This window comes from Aestuariivita boseongensis, assembly GCF_001262635.1.
Lineage (GTDB): Bacteria > Pseudomonadota > Alphaproteobacteria > Rhodobacterales > Rhodobacteraceae > Aestuariivita > Aestuariivita boseongensis.
The window spans coordinates 1-2,259 of sequence record NZ_JXYH01000107.1; the positions used below are offsets into that span (position 1 = coordinate 1).

The 2,259-nt window shown below is 62.7% G+C and carries 3 protein-coding genes; all 3 read left to right on the forward strand.

All coding sequences use genetic code 11. The features are described 5' to 3' along the window. Positions 1-21: 21 nt before the first annotated feature. The 3 genes from bufB to TR61_RS19315 are packed head-to-tail and all read left to right on the forward strand — an operon-like array spanning position 22 to position 2,174. Positions 22-879 carry an MNIO family bufferin maturase gene (gene bufB, locus TR61_RS19305; RefSeq protein WP_050932190.1) on the forward strand — a complete coding sequence of 286 codons (858 nt, stop codon included), beginning with the start codon at positions 22-24 and terminating at the stop codon, positions 877-879. Next, positions 876-1,625: an HvfC/BufC N-terminal domain-containing protein gene (locus TR61_RS19310; RefSeq protein WP_050932185.1), complete on the forward strand. Its 750-nt coding sequence runs from the start codon at positions 876-878 to the stop codon at positions 1,623-1,625. Before bufB ends, TR61_RS19310 begins: the two co-directional genes overlap by 4 nt. A 12-nt stretch (positions 1,626-1,637) precedes the next feature. Next, positions 1,638-2,174: a DoxX family protein gene (locus TR61_RS19315; protein ID WP_050932188.1), complete on the forward strand. Its 537-nt coding sequence runs from the start codon at positions 1,638-1,640 to the stop codon at positions 2,172-2,174. Positions 2,175-2,259 lie beyond the last annotated feature (85 nt).

Below are 2,259 nucleotides of genomic sequence, written 5' to 3' on the forward strand. Positions count from 1 at the left end.
GACCCATAGCAGATGAACTCCATGCTTGACGCCTCCCCCAAATATGATCGCCTGCCTGCCGCGCCCGGCGTCGGCTACAAGCCCCAGCATTTCAGCGATATCATGGCCGATCCCGGCCCCGTCGCCTGGCTGGAGGTGCATGCGGAAAACTACATGGGTGACGGGGGCCGCCCGCTGGCGCAGCTGCGCGCGCTGTCGGAACGTTTCGCGATATCCGTGCACGGTGTGGGCCTCTCTATCGGTGGGGAGGGCGCGCTTGATGCCGATCACCTGGCGCGACTGAAAAAGCTGGTGGGCTGGCTGCAGCCCGCGTCCTTTTCCGAACACCTTGCCTGGTCGACCCACGGCGCCGAGTTTCTCAATGACCTGCTGCCCCTGCCCTATACCAATGACACGCTGACCCGCGTGGCCAGCCATATCGACCAGGTTCAGGATGTACTGGGCCGGCAGATGCTGCTGGAAAACCCCTCCTCCTATCTGGCCTTTGCCCAATCGACCTGGAGCGAGACCGATTTCCTGGCCGAACTCAGCCGCCGCACCGGGTGCGGTCTGCTTCTGGATGTGAACAATGTCTTCGTGTCGGCCACCAATCTGGGATACAGTCCGCAAGGCTATATCGACGCTTATCCGCTGGCGCAGGTGGGTGAAATCCATCTGGGCGGCCATGACAAGGATGAAGACGACCACGGGCAGCCCCTGCTGATCGACAGCCACGGGGCCAAGGTGGTCGACCCGGTCTGGGCGCTTCTGGATTACACGCTGGAGCGCGCAGGACCCAAACCCACGCTGGTGGAATGGGATACCGATGTCCCCGACTGGCCCGTTCTGGCCGCCGAAGCCGGGCGCGCGGCCGATGCGCTTGCGCGGATCGCGGTATGACCGCCGTCAGCCAGGATATGTTCCGCGCAGCCCTGCTGGACGCCGCCCAACCCGTGCCCGACGGGTTGATCGACGGGGCAGACCAGCCTGCAGGCCGCCGGTACAATGTCTATCGCAACAATGTCGCGGTATCGCTTACCGAAGCTCTGCGCACCGGCTTTCCGGTGATCACCAGGCTTCTGGGCCAGCAGAACATGGATGGACTGGCAGGGCTTTACCTGCGCGCCCATCCACCCACATCGCCCCTGATGATGTTTTACGGTGAAAGCTTTCCGGATTTCATCGCCACCCTGCCGCAACTGTCCCACCTGGGATACCTGCCGGATGTGGCCCGGCTGGAACTGGCCATGCGCCGATCCTATCACGCCGCAGACAGTAGCCCGATTGACCCCGCAGCCCTTGGTGCGCTGGAGCCCGAGGCGCTGATGAACACGCGGTTTGGCCTTGCCCCGTCACTGCAGCTGATCCGCTCCCCCTGGCCGATCCACGCGATCTGGCGTTTCAACACGGAAGACGGTGCCCCCAAACCCACCGCCACCGCCCAGGACGTTGCGGTGCTGCGCGCCGAGTTCGATCCGACCCCCCATGCCCTGCCCACGGGTGGCGGGGCGTTCCTCGACGCCCTCATGCAAGGTGAGCCGCTGGGCAAAGCCCATGAGGTCGCTCTCCAAAACACCCCCGAATTCGACCCCGGCCCGGTTCTTGCTCTCCTGATCCAGAACGGCGCCATCACCTCCCTTGATTAGAAAGCCAGTCCCATGTCCTCTCTCTTCTCCCTACATCACGCCTTTTTCTCCCGACTGGACCGGGCGGGCGATTGGCTTGTTCCAACTCTGGCGCGGATCGTTTTTGCGGCGGTTCTGCTGATTTATTACTGGAATTCGGCAGGGCTGAAGCTGGATGGCGGGCTGTTTTCGCCCTCCGCCGGGGCGTTTGGGCAGATCTTTCCCAAAGCGGCGGAAGAGGTGCTTTATGACGTCAGCCAACTGAGCTTTTTCCAGACAATCGTGATCCTGCTGGGCACCTGGGCCGAATATGTGCTGCCCGCGCTGATCCTTGTGGGCTTTCTGACCCGGCTTGCGGCGCTTGGCACCATCGGTTTCATCATCGTGCAGACGCTGGTGGATGTCACAGGGCATGGGGTGGCGCTGGGATCGCTTTTTGACGCGGCCCAGGGGCTGATCGATCAGCGCACGATGTGGATTTTCCTGCTGCTGGTGCTGGTGATCAAGGGCGCAGGCCCCCTTTCAGTGGACCGGCTGTTATCGCCCAAACCCAATACCGTGCATGCGTAACAAGTGAAGCTGTTTGGGAAAAGCCGCGCCTTCGGGGGCGGCTTTTCTGCTTTCAGAAATGCGCTTTCGGCTCGTCCGGCTTGCC

Coding starts and splice junctions, on each gene's coding strand:
- bufB (WP_050932190.1), top strand. CDS start 22: ATGCTTGACGCCTCCCCCAAATATGATCGCCTGCCTGCCGCGCCCGGC.
- TR61_RS19315 (WP_050932188.1), top strand. CDS start 1,638: ATGTCCTCTCTCTTCTCCCTACATCACGCCTTTTTCTCCCGACTGGAC.
- TR61_RS19310 (WP_050932185.1), top strand. CDS start 876: ATGACCGCCGTCAGCCAGGATATGTTCCGCGCAGCCCTGCTGGACGCC.